At 48.9% G+C, this 19879-nt stretch carries 18 protein-coding genes; 14 read left to right on the forward strand and 4 right to left on the reverse strand.

The genetic code is table 11. From position 1 onward, the window contains the following. Positions 1-4 precede the first annotated feature (4 nt). Entirely contained in the window at positions 5-2899 is a 2895-nt protein-coding gene (gene glnE / locus HXW94_RS11140) for a bifunctional [glutamate--ammonia ligase]-adenylyl-L-tyrosine phosphorylase/[glutamate--ammonia-ligase] adenylyltransferase (RefSeq protein ID WP_178366977.1), read from the forward strand. Here the strand turns inward: glnE and asnS are convergent. After that, positions 2896-4275: an asparagine--tRNA ligase gene (gene asnS / locus HXW94_RS11145; RefSeq protein ID WP_178366978.1), complete on the reverse strand. Its 1380-nt coding sequence runs from the start codon at positions 4273-4275 to the stop codon at positions 2896-2898. The genes glnE and asnS overlap by 4 nt on opposite strands. Positions 4276-4353: 78 nt before the next feature. Here asnS and HXW94_RS11150 point away from each other — a divergent pair, with 78 nt between their 5' ends. The 12 genes from HXW94_RS11150 (at position 4354) to HXW94_RS11205 (ending at position 15990) form a co-directional block, all read left to right on the forward strand. Then, positions 4354-6876 (forward strand): TIGR03960 family B12-binding radical SAM protein, encoded by a 2523-nt coding sequence (locus HXW94_RS11150; protein WP_178366979.1) that lies wholly within the window; start codon positions 4354-4356, stop codon positions 6874-6876. Between the two features lie 16 nt (positions 6877-6892). Further along, positions 6893-8479 carry an Rne/Rng family ribonuclease gene (locus HXW94_RS11155; protein WP_178366980.1) on the forward strand — a complete coding sequence of 529 codons (1587 nt, stop codon included), beginning with the start codon at positions 6893-6895 and terminating at the stop codon, positions 8477-8479. Between the two features lie 182 nt (positions 8480-8661). After that, positions 8662-8799 (forward strand): 50S ribosomal protein L34, encoded by a 138-nt coding sequence (rpmH, locus tag HXW94_RS11160; RefSeq protein WP_178366981.1) that lies wholly within the window; start codon positions 8662-8664, stop codon positions 8797-8799. Between the two features lie 16 nt (positions 8800-8815). Next, on the forward strand, positions 8816-9163 hold the full coding sequence (rnpA, locus tag HXW94_RS11165) for a ribonuclease P protein component (protein ID WP_178366982.1): 348 nt from the start codon (positions 8816-8818) through the stop codon (positions 9161-9163). Then, complete coding sequence (gene yidD, locus HXW94_RS11170) at positions 9164-9376, forward strand: membrane protein insertion efficiency factor YidD (protein WP_218576684.1); 213 nt, start codon at positions 9164-9166, stop codon at positions 9374-9376. 144 nt (positions 9377-9520) lie between these two features. Then, complete coding sequence (gene yidC / locus HXW94_RS11175; protein ID WP_178366983.1) at positions 9521-11194, forward strand: membrane protein insertase YidC; 1674 nt, start codon at positions 9521-9523, stop codon at positions 11192-11194. Positions 11195-11203: 9 nt separating this feature from the next. Continuing rightward, a complete protein-coding gene (jag, locus tag HXW94_RS11180; protein ID WP_178366984.1) occupies positions 11204-12172 on the forward strand; it encodes an RNA-binding cell elongation regulator Jag/EloR in 969 nt (322 codons plus the stop codon). Next, positions 12173-13549, forward strand: a complete 1377-nt coding sequence (gene mnmE / locus HXW94_RS11185; RefSeq protein WP_178366985.1) for a tRNA uridine-5-carboxymethylaminomethyl(34) synthesis GTPase MnmE — start codon at positions 12173-12175, stop codon at positions 13547-13549. A 10-nt stretch (positions 13550-13559) separates the two neighbouring features. Further along, positions 13560-14210: a YkgJ family cysteine cluster protein gene (locus HXW94_RS11190; RefSeq protein WP_178366986.1), complete on the forward strand. Its 651-nt coding sequence runs from the start codon at positions 13560-13562 to the stop codon at positions 14208-14210. Next, complete coding sequence (locus tag HXW94_RS11195; RefSeq protein ID WP_178366987.1) at positions 14203-14562, forward strand: hypothetical protein; 360 nt, start codon at positions 14203-14205, stop codon at positions 14560-14562. The genes HXW94_RS11190 and HXW94_RS11195 overlap by 8 nt, the downstream gene beginning before the upstream one ends. Then, complete coding sequence (locus HXW94_RS11200; protein WP_178366988.1) at positions 14549-15361, forward strand: 50S ribosomal protein L11 methyltransferase; 813 nt, start codon at positions 14549-14551, stop codon at positions 15359-15361. The genes HXW94_RS11195 and HXW94_RS11200 overlap by 14 nt, the downstream gene beginning before the upstream one ends. Before the next feature lie 8 nt (positions 15362-15369). After that, entirely contained in the window at positions 15370-15990 is a 621-nt protein-coding gene (locus HXW94_RS11205; protein ID WP_178366989.1) for a thermonuclease family protein, read from the forward strand. A gap of 18 nt (positions 15991-16008) precedes the next feature. Here the strand turns inward: HXW94_RS11205 and HXW94_RS11210 are convergent, their stop codons facing one another. Further along, positions 16009-17088, reverse strand: coding sequence for a GGDEF domain-containing protein (locus HXW94_RS11210; protein WP_178366990.1), 1080 nt, complete (start codon positions 17086-17088; stop codon positions 16009-16011). 424 nt (positions 17089-17512) lie between these two features. Between HXW94_RS11210 and panC the strand changes: the two genes are divergently transcribed. Further along, complete coding sequence (gene panC / locus HXW94_RS11215; RefSeq protein WP_178366991.1) at positions 17513-18361, forward strand: pantoate--beta-alanine ligase; 849 nt, start codon at positions 17513-17515, stop codon at positions 18359-18361. On the opposite strand, the gene HXW94_RS11220 is transcribed toward panC, so the two are convergent. Both HXW94_RS11220 and mobB read right to left on the reverse strand, forming a co-directional pair. After that, a complete protein-coding gene (locus HXW94_RS11220) occupies positions 18345-19232 on the reverse strand; it encodes a hypothetical protein (RefSeq protein WP_178366992.1) in 888 nt (295 codons plus the stop codon). The two genes, panC and HXW94_RS11220, sit on opposite strands and share 17 nt — an antisense overlap. A gap of 3 nt (positions 19233-19235) precedes the next feature. Next, complete coding sequence (gene mobB, locus HXW94_RS11225; protein WP_246293876.1) at positions 19236-19769, reverse strand: molybdopterin-guanine dinucleotide biosynthesis protein B; 534 nt, start codon at positions 19767-19769, stop codon at positions 19236-19238. Positions 19770-19879: the final 110 nt, after the last annotated feature.

A 19879-nucleotide genomic window follows, 5' to 3' on the forward strand; every position in this document is an offset into this window, starting at 1 on the left:
TGCTATGACCCAAGAAACCATAGAACAGTTAATATCCCGTGTTTTTCCCGCGCTTCCTCCAACCCTTTTTCAGATCTTGCAGCAGCGGATCCAAGATTATTTTTCCGCCGGGGATATACACGATATCAGCCGGCTGCCTGTCACTGCCCTGGATTTTACCCGGGTGATGCTGTTCAGCCCTTTTTCCGCAGAACATATTACCGCAAATCCTTTGATACTTGACCGGCTCGGTAAAAGCGGTGATCTTGACACATCCTATGCCCCGGGTGACATCAAAAAGAAGCTTAAGAATTTTATCGGGGAAAATCAGGATAGTGCAGGGTTCAGGGCCCGGTTCCTTGAATTCAAGGTGTATGAAATCATTCGGATTGCCTGGCGGGATCTTACAGGGACGGCACCATTATCCCAAACCATGGCGGATTTGTCCGATCTTGCCTGTGCCTGCATCTCTTTTGGTTTTGAACGCCTTTATCCTGTTTTGACCCAAAAATGGGGAACGCCCAGGGACGGCAACGGCCATGCCCAGAAAATTGTGGTACTGGGCATGGGTAAGCTTGGGGCCGGCGAGTTGAATTTTTCTTCGGATATTGATCTTATTTTTGTATACCCCGATTCGGGTCAGACCGATGGAGACAGATCCATATCCAATGATGAATTTTTCACAAAACTGTGCCGGGAATTCATCAAGCTGTTTTCAATGGGTAACGGCACGCATTTTTACCGGGTGGATACCCGCCTGCGTCCGTTCGGGGAGAGCGGGCCCCTGGTCATGGATGCGGATGCGTTTGAACATTATTACCAGTCCCAGGGCCGGGAATGGGAACGCTATGCCATGATCAAGGCAACGCCGGTGGCCGGGGATATTGCAGCGGGGAACACAATTATTCAAGCTTTGAAACCCTTTATTTTCCGCAGATATCTGGATTACGGCGCGTTTGATTCCTTCAGGGATATGAAACAGCGCATCGCACTGCAGGTAAAAAGCGCCAGACTGAAACACAATATCAAAATCGGGGCCGGCGGGATCAGGGAGATTGAATTTTTCGGTCAGCTTTTTCAGCTCATCAGAGGCGGGGTGGAACCGGCCCTTCAGGCCAGGCCCATATTGCTGGTGCTCGATACGCTGGTCGAAAAAAAGTTGATAGATAAAAACGTGTGCGATGAACTCAAAGAGGCGTATCATTTTCTCCGGCTTGTGGAAAACAGGCTCCAGGCGTACCAGGACCGCCAGATCCACGACATTCCCGAAGATCCGGTTCAGCGACAGATCCTTGCCCTGTCCATGGGGTATCATGATGAAGATGCATTTTATGCGGAACTGTCCAGGATTCAAGCTGTTGTGCACAAACATTTTTCCGGGCTTCTGGTACAAGCCGATGACGAAGATAACGACAGCAGCAGCCAGGAATTGAAACAGATATGGGATAGTATCACAGATCCCCAGTTTCAAGGAGAAGATCTCTCTATTTCCGGTTACCAGGATACCGGATCGGTGGTGCGGCTTCTCAAAGCCCTGGCAGCCCACCCCCATACCCGCCAGCTTTCCCAGACCGGACGAAATAAATTATCCCAGCTTTTGCCCCATCTGATTAAAAAGGTGGGTGAACATCCGGATTCCGACGCGGTCATGGCCAAACTCATTGATCTGGTCGCGACCATTGAGCGGCGCACCTGTTATTTGTCTTTGCTCATTGAAAATAAAGGCGCCCTGGATAACCTGATCGTTCTTGCCCGCAAAAGCCCATGGATTATTTCGTTTTTAAGCCGGCACCCCGTCCTTTTAGATGAACTGATGGATCCGGTGACCCTGTATTCGCCGCCCAAACGGGATATGCTTGAACGGGAAATGGAACGGAGTATGACCCGGGTCCCCAAAGGGGATCTGGAGCACCTGCTCGAAGAACTCAATATTTTTCGACAGATCAATACGCTCAGGGTGGCTGCGGCAGATGTATCAGGCAATTTTCCGCTGATGAAGGTCAGTGATCATCTGACCTGGATTGCTGAGACCATTCTTAACCAGGTGGTGGCCTCAGCATGGCAGATTGTTACCGAAAAATACGGGTATCCAAAGGGTATGGAAGGCAAGGGTATTGACGGATGCGGGTTTATTGCCATTGCCTACGGCAAAGTGGGAGGGCTTGAAATGGGATATAAATCCGATCTGGATCTGGTTTTTATTTTTGATGCTGAATCCGGATATACCAGTGGAACAGAACGGTCCATTGACATCGGCCGGTTTTATGCCACCCTTGGCCAGCGCATTATCCATGCCCTGAGCATGCATACGCCGGCCGGTACCCTTTACGGTGCGGATATGCGGCTTCGTCCCGGCGGGGATTCAGGCACTATTATCACCCATATCCAAGCGTATGAGGAGTACCTGAAAAACCAGGCCTGGACATTTGAACACCAGGCCCTGATCCGGGCCCGCCCCGTGGCCGGTGATCCGGCATTGTTCAAACGCTTTGATACCATACGCAAAAAAATTCTGAGCCGTGAACGCGATGATTCAATATTGAAAAACGAAGTCGGGCAGATGCGCGAAAAAATGCGGCGCCGGCGGTTAAAGTACGAACCCGGACTGTTTAATCTCAAACAGGGCCGGGGGGGAATTGTGGATATTGAATTTATTGTTCAATATCTTGTGCTGCGCCATGCCTGCGATCATCCCGACGTTCTGGAATGGACCGATAATATCCGACTGCTTCAGGCCCTGAGTGTGGATGCCCTGATATCCGGTGAGGAGAGCGGCCTTCTCCAGAACGCTTATGTAACCATGCGAAAGACAATACACCGGCTCACCCTCCAGGAGCGCTCCGCTGATGTTGATGAGGCGCTGTTCCGTGAGCAGGCCGCCAAAGTGGCGCAAATTTATGATGCTGCCTTTATGTCTTAAAAATCAATGGAACCAGGGGTTCTCGGAAAGGCAATCACATCCCGGATGTTGGAAATCCCGGTAATCATCATCAAAAACCGCTCAAACCCCATGCCGAAACCGGCGTGGGGCACGGTACCGAACCTGCGGGAATCCAGGTACCACCAGTAGGGATCTTTATCAAGACCCATCTCATCCATCCGGGCCTCCAGCACGTTTAAACGCTCCTCCCGCTGACTGCCCCCAATGAGCTCGCCGATGCCCGGAACCAGAAGATCCATGGCGGCAACAGTCTGGCCGTCATCGTTCATGCGCATGTAAAAGGGTTTAATCTGTCTTGGATAATCCGTAAGAAATACCGGTGTCTTAAAATGTTCTTCCGCCAGAAACCGTTCGTGTTCAGACTGCAGATCAATGCCGTACGCAACCGGATATTCAAATGTTTTGCCGCAATTTTTCAAAATCTCCACGGCGTCGGTGTAGGGCAGCCGGGCAAAGGGCTTGCTGATCAGGGTTTCCAGCCGCTGTCCCAGGGTTGTGTCCACAAACCGCATGAACAGGTCCAGATCCGCTTGGCAATGATCCATGGCATGCCCAACCAGGAATTTAACCAATTCTTCGGCATGGTCCATATCACCGGCAAGGTCACAGAAGGCCATTTCCGGTTCCAGCATCCAGAATTCTGCAGCATGGCGCCGGGTATTTGAATTTTCCGCCCGGAAGGTTGGACTGAAGGTATAGACGTCGCCCAGGGAGAGGGCAAACATTTCGGCTGAGAGCTGGCCGGATACGGTGAGATTGGCTTCCTGACCGAAAAAATCTTTGGAGAAATCCATGCGCCCCTGTTGTTGCACATCCGCCGGATCAAGCCCTGTGACCCGGAACATCTCCCCGGCGCCCTCGCAGTCGGAGCCTGTGATCAACGGGGAGTGAAGGTAATAAAATCCCTTGTCCAGATAAAAGGCATGGATGGCCTGGGCCATCCGGGATCTGATCCTGAACGCGGCCCCGTATTTGTTGGTCCGGGGTCGCAGGTGGGCAATGCTGCGCAAAAACTCGTCGGTATGCCGTTTTTTCTGTAACGGATAATTTTCCGGGGCAATGCTGATCACATCCACGGCAGTGGCCTGGATTTCCCACTTCTGGCCCTTGCCGGGCGATGCCGTCAGATGTCCGGTTACGCCGGCCGCAGAGCCTGTGGTCAGTTTTTCCACCGCACTGTACTCAGCCAGGCCGTTTCCGGCAATCACCTGGATATTGGCCAGGCAGGAACCGTCATTGAGTTCAATAAAACTAAAATCCTTTGCATCTCTTTTGGTCCGGACCCATCCCTGCACAAAGACCTCACCCGGAGAGTCGGCCATATCCAGCACGGCCTTTATCTTGGTTCTTTTCATTGCAATTTCCATTTTAAAAATATATATTTATTGATTTTCAAATAGTTAAAGTAAGGTTAGAATTTAAAAAGCTGTATCATGCACAAACAAAATTATCAATACATCCTTAACCGGGTCCAGACCCCGACCCGGTATTCCGGCAATGAAATCAACACAGTAAAAAAAGACCTGTCCCTGGTTGATCTGACCTTTGCCCTGGCCTTTCCGGACCTGTATGAGATCGGTACATCCCACTTTGGGCTTCAAATCCTCTATTCCATTCTGAACAAACGGGAAGATATTGCAGCTGAACGCTTCTTTGCCCCGGCCCCGGACATGGAAGCCCTGATGCGGGAAAAAAAGGTCCCCTGTCTCTCCATGGAGACCCGGACCCCCCTGGGCTGTTTTGATATCATCGGCGTCAGCCTTTTGTATGAACTCAATTTCACCAATATTCTGACCCTGTTTGATCTGTCCGGCATCCCCTTTTATGCAGACCAGCGGGATGCCGAATTTCCGTTGATCATTGCCGGCGGACCCTGCGCCTTTAACCCCGAGCCCTTAGCTGATTTTTTCGATGCCTTTGTCATTGGGGACGGGGAACAGGTCATCACCCAGGTGGCAGATACCGTTATTGCGTTTAAAAAGGCGGGGGACGGTCAAAAAAAGACCTTACTCAGGATGCTTTCCCGGATTAAGGGCGTGTATGTGCCGTCTTTTTTTACCGTATCCCGGGATGGTGACGGCCATCAGATGCTGACCCCGCTGTATGAGGACCATAGCCGCATCAAACGGGCCATCCTGCCGGAACTGACCTTTGCCGATTTCCCCATGTCACCTATTGTGCCTTTCGGCAAACCGGTTCATGACCGTCTGCGTCTGGAAATTGCCCGGGGATGCTCCCGGGGATGCCGGTTCTGCCAGGCCGGAATGATTTACAGACCTGTCAGGGAACGAAGTCTGGAAGACCTGCTTGAAATAACCCAAGCCTCCCTGGCCACCACGGGCTACTCGGACATCTCCCTGCTCTCTTTGAGCACCGGAGATTACTCGCAACTGCCGGCACTCATGGAAGCGCTTCTGTTGCTCAGCCAGGGCCAGTGTAATGCCATCAGCCTGCCGTCCATCCGGGCGGAAAAACTGACACCCCAGCTCATGGCGCTGATCAAAAGTGTCCGGAAAACCGGTTTTACCATTGCACCCGAAGCCGGAACCCAGCGCCTGCGGGACATCATCAACAAAAACCTCACCGAAGAGAGCATTGCAAAAACCGTTGAAAACGCCCTGTCCCTGGGCTGGAAAAACATCAAGCTGTACTTTATGACCGGCCTTCCCTTTGAACAGATGGATGACATCCAGGGTATTGCAGACCTTACCCGGCGGCTGGCCTCTAGCTATACCAGGGGAAAACAGATGATCAATGCATCAGCGACCTGCTTTATTCCCAAAGCCCACACCCCGTTCCAGAATCATGCTCAGATGACCCTGGACCAGACCCTTGAAAAGCTGCAGTACCTGAAGGACAATCTGCGGCATCCCAAGGTAAAGCTCAAATGGCAGGATCCCAAGATGAGTCTTATAGAAGGGGTATGGTCCAGGGGAGACCGGTCCCTGTCGCCGTTGCTGGTCAAGGCGTTTGAACTGGGATGCCGTCTGGACGGTTGGAGTGACCATTTCAATTTCAGCCTGTGGGAACAGGCTTTTGAGGCCACAGGCATTGAGCCTGCCTTTTATACCTCCCGTCAAAGAACGCCTGGTGAGCCACTGCCCTGGGATCACATTGATGCCGGGATTAAAAAAGCGTTCCTGGAAAACGAATTAAAAAAAGCGGAAGAGATGTCCCTCACACCGGACTGCCGGGAGAACGCCTGTACCGGGTGCGGCATCTGCGATTTTAAAACCATTGCGCCGGTGGTGCAAAAAAATAATGGCGGCCGGGACACATCTTCAGATATAATCCCGGATAAAAACCCGGCCGGGCAGTCGGCACGCTTGCCGGACGATGCGTTTATCAAATACGAATTGAAGTTTTCCAAACTGGACGACGCCAGATTTTTCGGGCACCTGGAAATGGCCACCATTTTTCAGCGTGCCGTCAAGCGCACAGGCTTTGCCGTAAAATATTCCAAGGGGTTTAATCCGTCCATGCGCATCTCCTTTGCAACGGCCCTGCCTTTAGGCATGGAAAGCGAAGCGGAAAGCCTTTATATCTATCTTGAAAAAGGATTGACGCCCCAAAGCATCATGTCGGCCCTGAACGCGCAACTGCCCCGGGATATTGCGATTACAGACTGCGGACTTTTCCGTAAATCACCGCTCCCCCCGACACCCCGGGATACCTATCAGATCTCATTTGCAGCCCCCTGTATCCGCCAACCTGAGCTGGACCGGTTTCTGGCCCTTTCTGAATTTATGGTTGAAGATATGAGCAAAAAGGGTAAAATTCGAAAAACAGATTTACGAAAAGCGCTTTTATCCGTTCGGCTGATTTCGCCTATCCGCCTTGAAATGACGCTGATACCCTATAATGCACGCATCGTCAGGCCGACAGAAATTCTGGCCAAAGGATTTGGTGTTGATGATATCGTTGTAACGGATGCAAGAATAAAAAAACTGAAGTAGACCGTAAGGATTTATTATGCTCAAAGAACTTGTTGTCAATTGTGCTCCCCATGAAACCCGGGTCGCCCTGCTGGAAAACGGGACCATCGTTGAAGTTTTTAATGAACGCAGGGATGACACAAGTATTTCTGGAAACATATATAAGGGCAGGGTCCAGCGGGTACTTCCGGGGATGCAGGCGGCGTTTGTGGATATCGGATTTGAACAGGCTGCATTTCTCTATGTGGATGATGTACTGGATTCCGCCAGTCTTAAGCTGTGCAGACAACTGGAACAGGATACGGATACTGAAGAACAGGATGATGCTGAACCGGCTGTTAATGACATGGACGAAGAATCAGAATCATGGAAAGCACCCGTACCGGAATGCGCCATCCAGGAACTTCTTGTGGAAGGCCAGGAAATTCTGGTCCAGGTGGCAAAATCATCCATCGGGTCCAAGGGTCCACGGGTCACCACCCATATTTCCCTGGCCGGCAGATATATGGTGCTTATGCCCACGGTGGACCACATCGGCATTTCCAGGCGGATCACGGATGAGACGGAACGGACCCGGCTGCGGGACATGCTTAAAGGGCTGCGTAAAAATAATTTCGGCTATATTTTCAGGACCCAGGCCAAGGATATCGACAAAGAAACGTTGTCAAAAGAGATCGAATTTTTAAACAATACCTGGCAGGATATCCAGGAAAGAAACCGGAGTATATCGGCCACAGCACTGGTTTACAAAGATCTTAATGCCACTTTCCGGGCTGTCAGGGATCTTCTGGCCAATGAAGCGGACAAACTGATCATTGATTCAAAAAAAGAATATGAAAGGGTCCAGAATTTTTTAAATAAATTGATGCCCGATGTTCACCTTTCCGTTGAGTTATACCAGGATAAAGAGCCTATTTTTGATGCATACAATATTGAAGGGGACATTACCCGGGCACTGAACAAAAAAGTCTGGCTCAAATCAGGCGGGTATATCATTATTGAACAGACCGAAGCGTTAGTGGCCATTGATGTGAATACCGGACGGTATGTGGGCAAACGTAACTTTGATGAAACTATTCTGAAAACCAACCTGGAAGCGGTTAAGGAGATTGCCTACCAGGTTCGGCTGCGCAATATCGGGGGAATCATTATCATTGACTTCATTGACATGCGTAAGACCTCCCACAAAGACAAGGTCATGGCCCAGATGCACGAAGCGATGAAAAAGGATAAAAGCCAGACAAATGTTCTTCCCCTGACGGAACTTGGGCTGGTTCAGATGACGCGCAAACGCACCCGCCGTAATCTGACCCGTACCCTTTGTGAGCCCTGTTTTTACTGTAATGGAACCGGCTATCTGCTATCGGGTAAATCCATCTGCTACAAAATTTACAGGGACCTGGCCGCCGAAGCCAAGGACATGATGGGCAACAGGTTTACGGTAAAAGTACATCCGGAAATTGCCCAGCTTTTCCATGGCAGTGAGAACCATCTGCTGGTATCCCTGGAATCAAAATTATCAAAGCCTATTTCCATTTACCCGGAAGCCCATTATCATATTGAAGAATACCATATATTTGAGTCCCTTGCCCCGAAACCTTTAAAGCAAAAGGAGATGCATTAGCAACTGTTTAACCCGGTATGGCAAAAGCCATGAGGCTTCCGCGTAAGATAAAAATTTTATGCAACGTTGGGGTGCAGTTTGATTGACATTAATAAATATATGCATTAGTATTCCATGTTTATTGTGGTTTATGCAACTGATATATTGATGACTAATAAAAAGACATAAGGAACAAGAATTTTATGAAACGCACGTATCAACCAAGCAACCGGAAAAAAACCAGAAAACACGGATTCCTGAAAAGAATGTCCACCACGGGCGGTAAACGCATCATCAATGCCAGGCGGGCCAAGGGAAGAAAAAGACTGACCACGGTTTAAATCTTTCAGGGGTGTATTGAGTAATTTTTCTTTACCCAAAGATGCACGGCTCCGGAAACGGGCCGAATTTTTAAAGCTTTCAAAATACGGTAGAAAGATACGAACCAGTTATTTTATAGCTGCTGTTTCCAAGGGAGCAGAAAAAAATAATCGAATTGGAATTACCGTATCTAAAAAAGTGGGGAATGCAGTCGCGCGCAACAGAATAAAAAGGCTTGTAAGAGAGTATTTCAGACACAGGAAAAATTTTGTATCCGGAACAAACGACATCAGCATAATTGCAAGAAAAGGTCTGACAACACTGTCCAATAAACAGATTAATGAAAAGCTTAATAAACTTTTTGAAAAAATTGTATTGGCATAGATGATCAGGCAGCTGTTATTCATATTGATCAGGGTTTATCAGATTTTTATATCGCCCCTCCTTGGCAGCCATTGCAGGTATGAGCCATCGTGTTCTCACTATGCCCTGGAAGCGATTCAAAAATATGGCAGCATAAAAGGCGGCAGTTTGGCAATAAAAAGAGTCTTGCGCTGCCATCCGTTCCGACCTGGCGGGTATGATCCGGTCCCTTAAATTAGCGCCCTTTGGGTGTGCTGGGTGCTGGGTGCTGGGAAATGGAAATTCCTATACTCTTAAATTAGCTTTAAAAATAACCTGTTACGCGTCACATGCCTTCCTCTTTTTTTTAAGACAACCCCCTTGTTTTTAGGAGAAAAGATGGATGAGCAAAAACGATTATTTTTAGCTGTGGTGCTGTCGGTTGTGGTCCTTTTCGGCTATCAATTCTTTTTCGCACCCGCACCCCAGCCTGATAATCAAAACCAGGATGCCCCGTCACAGATGGTGGATTCGTCCGGATCCCATACCGCTAAAGTTTCGGATTTCACCCCCAAGACAGTACCCACCCCTGTCCCGGCAGCTCCGGCTGATTTACGGGACTTTCGTACCATTACGCTGTCTACCCCTTATTATACCATTGCCGTCAGTGAGTATAAAGCTGCGGTAACAAGCCTGACGCTCAAAGATTACATGGAAACCAATGATGCGGACTCTTCCGCAAAACAGCTGGTAACCCAGGAACTGGCCGATCTGACCGGGGGGATATTTTCCATTAATACCGCCCAGGGGAGTATCCGGGGGCTGGCCGACGCTGTTTTCTCTTCCGATGCGGACAACACCGACCTTTCCTTGAACCAAGGGGAAAAACGCATTACATTTTCCTGGACAAACCCGGACGGCATTACCGTAAAAAAAGTACTGACCTTCAGGGCGGATTCTTACCTTATCCATTGTGACATTATCGTTCAAAATGGCTCGGGCGTGCCGCTCAATGACGCGATTGGCATTGATGTTCCCGGTTATTTCAATGAAGATGTCAAGAAACGCTCCCGGTTCGCATATGAAGGGCCGGTCGCCTATCTTGACAACAACTTTACCACCATTAAACCCAAGGATATTGAAGACAAGGACACCTATTCAGGCGTTGTGGGCTGGGCCGGGTACACCACCCGTTACTTCTTGACGGCAGTGATGCCGGACGCCCCGGAGGAAGCCACTCTGAAGCTCTCCTTTGCCAATGAGGTTGTAACCAATCGGCTAATTGCCAAAATGCCCAGACTGGATCCGGAAAAACAAAACCGGCAATCCTTTACTCTGTATATGGGCCCCAAAAGTCATAAAATTTTAAGCCGCTATAACAATTTTTTGAAAAAATCCGTGAACTTCGGTTTTTTTGATATTCTGGCCAAGCCCCTGCTCATTGCCATGAATTTTATCCATGGCATTATTCCCAATTACGGGGTGGCCATCATTCTTTTGACCATCTTTATTAAACTGATATTCTGGCCCCTGGGCACCAAAAGTTACAAATCCATGCATGAGATGAAAAAGGTTCAGCCGTTAATGATGGAGATCCGGGAAAAGTACAAAAACGACAAGCCGCGCATGAATCAGGAAACCATGGCATTGTACAAAACGTATAAGGTCAACCCGGCTTCCGGGTGTCTGCCGCTGCTGGTACAGATGCCCATTTTCTTTGCCCTGTACCGCATGCTTTACATGGCCATTGAGCTGCGTCACGCACCTTTTGTGGGATGGATTACGGATCTGTCCGGGCCGGACCGCCTGTTTCACTTTAATTTTGCCATCCCTTTCATGGACGCCCCTTCCGGTATCCCGGTGCTGACACTTATCATGGGTGCATCATTCCTGCTCCAACAGAAAATGACACCGACGACCGGAGATCCCATGCAGGCAAAAATGATGATGCTTATGCCTATATTCATGACGGTTCTGTTTATCAACTTTCCGGCCGGACTGGTGCTGTACATGTTTGTCAATAACATCATTTCAATGGGCCAGCAGTATTACACACAAAAGATTTTAGCTTAAGGAGGACGCATGAACCAACCTCTTGAATTTACCGGGAAGAATGTCGATGCCGCTGTCAAGGGGGCTTGCAGAGAGCTTGATATCCCTCAAAAAGAATTAAAATACACTGTGATCTCAACGGGAACAACCGGTATTTTCGGTATTGTCGGTCGCAAAGATGCCCGGATCCGGGTGACGGTGCCGGCCCAGAAGATACCGCAATCCAAGGAAGACAAGGAGGGGATTCTCTCCATTGTGGATGAGGCCTTTGGCCAGAGCAACCCCACGCCAACACCCAAACCGGCCGCGCCTGCACCCCCAAAGCCGGTTCCGAAACCAATGCCGGTAAAAGAAAAAGAACCCAAAGAGGCTCCTGAGCGCCTGGATAAAAAAGCTCAGATTGTCGAAAATCAATCAAAACCAGAAGATGAAGATACCGGCCGCTGGGATGCCCGCCCGGCCCCCAGGGCTGAAAGACCGGATAAAGAGGAATTGCCGCCGGAGCCGGTCTCCCAGGCCGCCATTGATTTAGGCATTAAAACGGTGCAAAAAATGGCAGACCTGATCACCGATGACGCCCAGGTTGAAGCCATCGCCCAAGAGAACAAACTGACCCTTCAAATTAAAGGCGGAAATACCGGCATTCTGATTGGCCGCAAGGGGCAGACCCTGGACGCCATGCAGTTTCTTACGGATAAAATCATTAACCGCCAAAGCGAAGCCCGTGTCAGGGTCAAAGTTGACATTGAAGGCTATATGGAGACCCGGAAGGCGAATCTAAAACACCTGGCCATGAAAATGGCGGAAAAAGCCAAAAAAACCGGACGGCCTGCCACCATCAACCAGATGAGTGCCCAGGACCGTCGTATTGTTCACCTTGCCCTGAAGGACGATGCCCAGGTTCGCACCCAGAGCATGGGAGACGGGTATTACAGACGCCTGGTTATTTTTCCCAAAAAACGCAACGCCTACAGGGGGAAAAAACGGTTCAAAAAGTAAATGACGGATACAATAGCCGCAATAGCCACCCCTTTTGGAAGCGGCGGCATCGGTGTCATCCGGATTTCAGGACAACAGTCCTTTGATCTGGCTGCAAAAATTTTTTCAAAGACACCGGCCGATGGGGAGAAAAAGGCACCGCAATTTATTTCCCACAGGGTAATCCACGGCTTTATATGTGACGGGGACACCACGGTTGACGAAGTGCTTGTCATCCCCATGAAAGGCCCGCGTTCCTATACCGCCGAGGATGTTGTGGAGATCCAGGCCCATTCGGGCACCATTGTGCTTCGACGGATTCTGGATCTTTTGTTCAAGCTTGGCGCACGCCCGGCAGACCCCGGAGAATTTACCCGGCGTGCCTTTTTAAACGGCCGTATTGACCTGACCCAGGCTGAAGCCGTGGCAGACATCATTAATGCGCGGTCGGATTCATCCCTTAAATTTGCCGCTTCCCAGAACCTTGGCCTGCTGCGCCAAAGTATCCAGGACATGATATCCGTCTTGACCCGGTTTCTGGCCCGGCTTGAGGCTGCCATTGATTTTCCCGATGATGCAGGCGCATTTTCCTACACCAGCCAGGATAAAACCACGCTTCAATCCGTTGCAGACAAAATTGAGGGGCTGATCCAGCAACATAAGGATGCCTGCTTTTTAAAAACAGGCATCCGCCTGGCCATTTGCGGGGAGCCCAATGTTGGCAAATCCAGCATTATGAACCGGATTCTGGAAAAGGAAAAATCCATTATCACGGCCATCCCCGGGACCACCCGGGATCCCATTGAGGATAGCCTGACCATTGAGGGTATTCCTTTTGTCATTGTTGATACGGCCGGCATTCACCAGACGGATGATCTTGTGGAGATCATCGGTATTGAAAAGGCCAGGGATCAAATAGAGGCTGCTGATATTGTCCTGTATGTTATTGAACCGGGAAGACCCTTTCCCGAAAAAAGCGTATCAAAAATCCTTCCGGAAGATAAACCGGTTATTTTTGCCATCAATAAAATGGACCTGATTGATGAACTGGATCTGCCCCAACTGCCTCAAAAATATGCCGACATAAGCCCTGTGGAGGTCTCTGCACTCACAGGAAAAGGTATAAACACACTTAGAACAAGGCTTCTGGAGACCTGTATCGGCAACCTTGAGATTGGTGATGATGCCGTTATCCCCAATCTTCGGCATAAAAACGCCCTGGCCCAGGCCCTTGGGCATATGACAACAATGATGGACGGACTTGAAAAGGGTCAGGAGGAAGAGACCCTGGCACTGGATGTTAAGAATTGTATTGACCATCTCGGGACAATTACCGGAGACACGGCGCCTCCGGATATCCTTGATGCTGTTTTTAATAATTTCTGCATTGGGAAATAAAGGTAGATTAATGAATTTAGATAAACATTTTGTAAAATATGAAGCTGTTGTCAACATGGTGGACCAGGTCTTTGACCGGGTTAAAAAGGAGTATCCCAAAGAGGTCTTCTGCAGGGAAAAATGCTCGGATTGCTGCTATGCCATTTTTGATCTGACCCTGATCGAGGCGCTGTATCTGAACCACAAGTTTAATGAAAAATTTTCAGGCAAAGAAAAAGCCGATCTCATTGCCATTGCCGATAAAACAGACCGGGCTTTGGCCAAAATGAAGCGGGATGCCTACAAAAAAGTCAAGGACGGGGCGGACCAGCTTGAAATTGTGGGGAAAATGTCCCAGGAACGGGTCCGCTGTCCCCTTCTGGGTGAAAATGATCTGTGCCTGATGTACGAACACCGCCCAATTACCTGCAGGGTGTACGGTATTCCGACCTCCACGGCAGGGGCCTCCCATATCTGTGGCCGGACCAACTTTGTCCAGGGTAAAGCTTATCCTACCCTGAATATGGATAAAATATATACCCAGCTCCAGCTTTTATCTGCGGAACTGGTAAAAGATATTAATTCAACCAACATCCGGATGCATGAATTGCTGATCCCTGTATCCATGGCGATGGTTACCCTGTTTAACGATGAATTTCTTGGAGTGAAAAAAGATGGGTGAAACACACTTCTCCCCTGAGGAGATAGAAGAAAGAAAAAAGGCCATTTTCGATGCCATGGGAAAACGGGGCCGGCAGCAGATTATGAAAACGGGGTATGACAAATGGGACCCGTTCCAGGAGCCGAAAGACCCCATTGACATCCGCAAGGATAAAACCAAACGCACCTCCCAGGAGCTGATCCGGGAGTTTCTCACAGCCATTGATGCGGATGAATATTCCAATACCTATGCCCAGGGTGCCCTTGAAATGTGTCTTGGCATCATAAATGACGAAGAAAAAATCAGGGGTATGTTTGATTTTTCCCAATGGTATGCAAGGCTGCTTAAAAAAGAGGGACATGATTCCCTTTGACCGGAACCGTGCCCTGGATATTCTGAATAATGCCACGGCACGCCTGACGGCCAGGGCTTATATCCATGAAATAGGCCGGGAATTTTCTCTGACACCATTCCAGGCAAAAAAAGTGCTGAAAACCCTGGTAGAGATCCAGGATGTGGCCTATCAGGACCTGTACGGGTCTACTTATGTCATGGAAAGTTTTTCAAAACCGGTCCGGATCACAGACCGGTTTTTTATTCTGCCGCCTGATGTTGCAAGCATTGCAGGTTCCAATGATATAGATATCCGGATAAGCGCTGGTATCTCCTTTGGTAGCGGCCATCACCCCACCACCCGGCTTTGTCTGACCGCCCTGGACCGGCTTTTTTTTTCAACAGGGCCGGCAATCCATCTTCAAGGCGGCAAAGCAGGAGATATCGGCACGGGGTCAGGGGTGCTTGCCATGGCTGCCTGCCTTGCGGGCATGTCCCGGTGTACGGCCTGGGAAACAGATCCCAATGCTGTCAGTGAGGCCCGCCGGAATGTTGCCGCCAACGGCCTTGAAGACAGGATAAAGATTATTCACGGCATCATGACGGCCCAGGATTTAAGGCTCTCCCTTGTTATGGCCAATTTAAGGTTTCCCACCCTTAAACAAATTGCACCGGACATTGATTCAATCCTGGTACCGGGTGGACACCTGATTCTTTCAGGGGTCAGGGTCTGGGAAATGGATAACCTGAAAACCCATTACAGCGCCATGGGATTTTCCATCGACTGGGAACGGGAAGAAAAGATGTGGGGTGCCGTGACACTGACAAAAAAACCATAGAGAAAAACATGCGACCTGCCGCCATTCAACTTCTTGCAACCTTACTTCTGGTTTTAAGCGTATCCCAGGCCAGGTGTGATGTCTACAGCTGGGTTGACGAAAACGGAATCAGGCACTTCTCCAATGTCAGTTTGCCTTATGGGAAAAAGGCAACACAAATACCGGAATCCGTCAGTTCCACCATAGATAAATCCAATTTTACGGTCACAAAGGTTTTTGACGGGGATACCGTTCAGGTTCAGGGACAGGATCTTGAATTCCGGATCCGCATGGTGGCCATTGACGCCCCGGAAACCGGTGGATCAAGGAAAAAGGGGCAACCCTATGCCCAAAAGGCCAAAAAGGTCTTACAGCAACTTATTCAGGGAAAAAAAGTCCGGTTGAAACAATACGGTACCGGCGGATACAACCGGATTCTGGCGGAAATTTTTTCCCAGGGGCGCAATATCAATCTGACCATGATCCGTCAGGGTCTTGCCGAAGTTTACCGGGGCCGATTACCTCAAACGCTTGATTCTGACTCTTACAACAAAGCCCAGGATGATGCCAGGCGCAGAGGGAGAGGCATGTGGTCCCAGGGGAAAGCTTATAAGAGCCCTAAAATATGGCGGAAAGAAAACCCCTGGTAGTGTTTGTGTTTGTTTACTTTATGTCTGGATCAATGATTCCGATCTCTTATCTATATTATATCTATGCAGTTTTATCAGTCCCGGCATAACGGTATTGCGCCCGTTGACTTTTGCTTTGTAAAGCATTGAATCTGCATCTTCGACCAGTTTTACAATATCAGCATCGCGCCCCAACTGCGCCACGCCAAAACTGGCAGTCACCTGTATGGTACGATTATTAAAAGGAATGCGTAATGCACCAATCTTTTTTCTGAGTCTATCTGCAAGTTCAATGGCATGGGTTTTATCGGTTCCCGGCAGGATGGCGATGAATTCTTCACCACCGTACCTGGCAAAAATATCCTCCGCGCGTATATTCCGGCGAATCAACCGGCTGACTTCCTTTAACACCTCATCGCCTCCCAGGTGGCCGTACGTGTCATTTAATAATTTAAAATGATCTAAATCAAACATAAAAACAGACAATGACTTTCCGTGGCGGCCGGCACCTGCTGCATGCCCTTTGAGCTGGGCTTCAAACGCCCTGCGGTTGTAGCAGCCGGTCAATGGATCAATGGCGGCGGCATCCTTGAGCTGCTGGATCTTAATCTGCTTTGAAAGGGCTGCGGTCGCGCCCTGGAGTACAATGCGGACCACATCATCATGAAATGCAGTGATGGGTCTGCTGGGCATCATATAAATCCGTGAATAACAATTTTTCTCTTTATGGTCGTAATGTACCAGGGAATCCAGACTGAACCGTTCCAGGCATTCCGCCTGATCTTTATGAATATTAAGATAGGTCAGCTCCTTGATGTCTTTAATCTGGAAATCTCTTATAATAATATCTTCTATGGACGTTTTATACATTCTGGGATCCAGCCAGACATCCACCCCGTCATTTTTTTTGTTTACAAAGGCAAATAACCTGTACCCAAGAATATCCTTTAAGCAGTCCGCTACGTTATTTATAATTTCTGCAGCGGATGTTTTTCCATTCAGCGCCACAATATGGCGGGCCAGTTTGTTCTGTGCATGGGCCTTGTTCAGGGAAGATCCGAATACCAGGCCGAAAACAGCTGATAACCGATGACTGAATCTATCAAGGGATTTACTCATGGTTCTTCCTTATATTTTTTTATTTAATATCAGGAATATTAAGCAATAAATATGCCAATTTGTTTTATATGAAATTATTTATATAAGTTTCAATGTGTTAACACCAATTTTAAACTTAACAAGAATCCAACAGGCAGGGAAAATCTGCAGGCTTCTGCGTCACCCTTTTGGCACCCGTCGCCAAAGCCCTGACACCGGAAGCGGCCCTTAATCATATATCACTGAGCCATTCTTGAAAGTGGACATTCGCAATCAAAAGATGTATTAAAAGTCTTGTTTCCAGGTGCAGGAACTTTAATCGGCCGATTCATCCCCCACCGAATCAAAGATTTGGAAGGGGTTTATCGGCCGGAACGTTAAAAAGCCAGCCATACACCATCTTGGATATGGTGGACATTGCCCTAAAAGAGAGACGTGATAAATAATGGATATTTTAAAAACAAAAGCGGAGATGCAGACTTGGTCTGCTGCAAAAAAAAGACAGGGAAAGAGCATCGCCTTCGTACCTACCATGGGATACCTCCACAAAGGGCATGTTTCACTGCTTGAAATAGGCAAGCCCTTGAGTGATGAACTGGTTCTGAGTATTTTTGTAAATCCCACCCAATTTGGCCCCAATGAAGATCTGGACGCCTATCCCAGCAATATTCAAAATGACCTTGACCTGGCTGAGCAGGCAGGGGTGACAGCAGTCTTCCTTCCGGATAAAAACGAAATGTACGGGCCTGACTACCAGACCCATGTCTATCTGGACCATCTTCCCCGGTATCTGTGTGGTCGATCCCGTCCGATCCACTTCGGGGGGGTGGCCACTGTGGTGACCAAATTGTTTAACATTGTCATGCCTGATGTGGCCGTTTTTGGAAAAAAAGACTTCCAGCAGCTTGCCGTTATCAGACAGATGGTGAAGGATCTGGATTTTAATATCCGAATCATCGGTGGGGAGATCATCAGAGAGACAGACGGGTTGGCCATGAGTTCCAGAAATGCCTATCTTACGCCGGCGCAGCGTGCTTCAGCCGTCTGCCTTTCCAGGGCCATCAATCTTTTGAAACAACGGGTTGACCAGGGCGTTCGGTCTGTACCGGATCTTGTCAGAGAGGCGGAATCCTTTATTCTTTCATTTGACCACACCCGGATTGATTACATTGAACTGTGCCATCCCCGGACTCTTGAACCGGTGGATACCGTCCAGTCAGAAACGCTTTTGGCCCTGGCCGTACAGGTAGGAAAATCAAGGCTGATAGACAATGCGCTTATTGGGCCGACCTGATCTTTTCCGGCACCGGCGGTTTTACCACGACAATCACCCGGCACTCTTTTAAAAAAATGTGGCGTTCGCTTGCCCTGTCCAGGATTTTGGCGTCTGCCATGCTCACCACAATGGCATCGGTTTTGTCTCCGGTTTTTCTTAACGCCTTGATCACCAGAGGGGTTGAACCGACCCTGGCAGATGCAAGGGCCTGATCCATGTCGCATAAATAGGCGCAGACCCCTTTTTGAACGGCAAATTCCCGACTGATAAAAACAGCGGAATAGATTTCCTTGCCCTGTTCACTGACAATGGTGGGATAAAGCACGGGTTCAAGATTTAACGTTCTTGCATCCACAATCAGTCCGGTATATGGCTTGGCATTCACAACAACGGAAGGTGTGTGCTTAACCGGTTCCGCCGGATCCTGTTTCAGCTCATTTATCTTGGGGATCTGCCGGATGTGTTCCGGGAGTACCAATTGAAGAAATCCACCATAAAATGTGGCCTTCACCCAAACGTTCACATCCAGGGCCGATGTATATCGTTGACGGTAAACCCGGGCATCCTGGGCAATCTTTTCAATCCCGGCAAGAATGGCATCATGGGTTGATGCGTATGCCCCAACCGTGAGATCTCCTGAAATTATCACCTGTTTGAGAATAGTAATCAGGTTCCGGGTGGCACTGGCCCTGGCAGACCCCGGCATAGCGACAGCTTTGCCTTCGGCATTGATTTCAGGGGCGGCATGACCTGTGGCCGTAACAAGCCCGATTGTCCAGTCTATGTGTCCGTTTTCAAGGGATTGAAAACAATGGGGCCAGGCTTTTTCCGTAAACATGATCATGCCCCAAACGACAATTCCTAACATCATCATTAGATCGGTTTTCATCGGTTAAGCTCCCGGCCTGATTGACGCAAGAAAATGCTGCTCAAGCAGATCAGCAAGCGAGCTGGTATCCTCTAAACCGAAGCATGGTTTTTTTTCGGGCCGGATATCCGTATCCGTTACAAAGGCTATAAGATCGGGATCTTCAAGGCACAAAGGGGCTTCATAGGGACCTTTTTTTCTGAAAACTTCAATCTTGGGAAGACGGAAGGTCTTGAATCCTTCAGCAAGAATAAGGTCCATATCACCCAGATAGTGAAAAAATTTTTCTTCAGCCGGACGGGTATCCTCTTTTACCAGGGCTACCTTTGTATCCGTCACAACAAGAGAGGCAACAGCGCCGGCATTTTTATGCCGCCAGCTGTCCTTGCCCTTTTTGTCAAAATTAACTTTATGGGTATGTTTTACCGATCCCACACGAAATCCCCGTGCGCTCAGCTCTTTGATCAGTTTTTCCATCAACGTGGTTTTCCCGGAGTTGGATTTGCCGACAATTAAAACAATTCCGGGGATTTTTTCGCTGTTCATAAAATGCGGCAAGGAAACCCCTGAGTCTTTAGCTCAGGGGAGGAATTGCCGCCCTCCTTATAATAATTTAGTAGTCCAGGTACCGGACCTTAGCACGTCGTATTGTAGGAATAGCCGTCAGA

It is taken from the genome of Desulfobacter latus, from assembly GCF_013389365.1.
Classification (GTDB): domain Bacteria; phylum Desulfobacterota; class Desulfobacteria; order Desulfobacterales; family Desulfobacteraceae; genus Desulfobacter; species Desulfobacter latus.

Coding starts and splice junctions, on each gene's coding strand:
- glnE (WP_178366977.1), top strand. CDS start 5: ATGACCCAAGAAACCATAGAACAGTTAATATCCCGTGTTTTTCCCGCG.
- asnS (WP_178366978.1), bottom strand. CDS start 4,275: ATGAAAAGAACCAAGATAAAGGCCGTGCTGGATATGGCCGACTCTCCG.
- HXW94_RS11150 (WP_178366979.1), top strand. CDS start 4,354: ATGCACAAACAAAATTATCAATACATCCTTAACCGGGTCCAGACCCCG.
- HXW94_RS11155 (WP_178366980.1), top strand. CDS start 6,893: ATGCTCAAAGAACTTGTTGTCAATTGTGCTCCCCATGAAACCCGGGTC.
- rpmH (WP_178366981.1), top strand. CDS start 8,662: ATGAAACGCACGTATCAACCAAGCAACCGGAAAAAAACCAGAAAACAC.
- yidD (WP_218576684.1), top strand. CDS start 9,164: ATGATCAGGCAGCTGTTATTCATATTGATCAGGGTTTATCAGATTTTT.
- yidC (WP_178366983.1), top strand. CDS start 9,521: ATGGATGAGCAAAAACGATTATTTTTAGCTGTGGTGCTGTCGGTTGTG.
- jag (WP_178366984.1), top strand. CDS start 11,204: ATGAACCAACCTCTTGAATTTACCGGGAAGAATGTCGATGCCGCTGTC.
- mnmE (WP_178366985.1), top strand. CDS start 12,173: ATGACGGATACAATAGCCGCAATAGCCACCCCTTTTGGAAGCGGCGGC.
- HXW94_RS11190 (WP_178366986.1), top strand. CDS start 13,560: ATGAATTTAGATAAACATTTTGTAAAATATGAAGCTGTTGTCAACATG.
- HXW94_RS11195 (WP_178366987.1), top strand. CDS start 14,203: ATGGGTGAAACACACTTCTCCCCTGAGGAGATAGAAGAAAGAAAAAAG.
- HXW94_RS11200 (WP_178366988.1), top strand. CDS start 14,549: ATGATTCCCTTTGACCGGAACCGTGCCCTGGATATTCTGAATAATGCC.
- HXW94_RS11205 (WP_178366989.1), top strand. CDS start 15,370: ATGCGACCTGCCGCCATTCAACTTCTTGCAACCTTACTTCTGGTTTTA.
- HXW94_RS11210 (WP_178366990.1), bottom strand. CDS start 17,088: ATGAGTAAATCCCTTGATAGATTCAGTCATCGGTTATCAGCTGTTTTC.
- panC (WP_178366991.1), top strand. CDS start 17,513: ATGGATATTTTAAAAACAAAAGCGGAGATGCAGACTTGGTCTGCTGCA.
- HXW94_RS11220 (WP_178366992.1), bottom strand. CDS start 19,232: ATGAAAACCGATCTAATGATGATGTTAGGAATTGTCGTTTGGGGCATG.